The 375-nt window shown below is 61.9% G+C and carries 1 protein-coding gene; it reads right to left on the bottom strand.

Annotated features, from left to right (window positions below; translation table 11 throughout):
* The coding region (locus NE591_RS13245) for a DUF1727 domain-containing protein (protein ID WP_256156864.1) at positions 1-375 on the bottom strand (375 nt) is incomplete at both ends.

Raw genomic sequence — 375 nt, 5'->3', positions numbered from 1 at the left:
CACAAGCGCCCCCAGGCGGGAGAAGGCGTCTTCGATGTTCTCGATCACCGCCACCTCGATGCCGGCGTACTTCAAACGCACCGCCAGGTCGTGGGCACGGGAGCCGCCAGCGAACACCACCGTGCCCGGCTGTCCGGCAAGCTCTTCGAAATCGATATCCCAAATCCACGAGATATCTTGGCCGTCGGCCACCTGGTCGTTGATGAAGAAGGCCACCATCTTGGGACCCTGGTCAGCTTCTACGATCTTCAAATTCTGATTGAAGCCCGTGGGGTTCTTCGCCAGATTCAGCAGCACGTCGCGACCGCCGAGGCGGTAACGCTGCAGGCGTCCGTTGCGCGGGTTGAAAGCATCCTGGGCCCGCTGGCAATCGGC

This window comes from Adlercreutzia sp. DFI.6.23, from assembly GCF_024462535.1.
Classification (GTDB): domain Bacteria; phylum Actinomycetota; class Coriobacteriia; order Coriobacteriales; family Eggerthellaceae; genus Adlercreutzia; species Adlercreutzia rubneri.
Note: the sequence above shows the minus strand (reverse complement) of the source record. Positions and strands in the feature narration are given on the sequence as shown.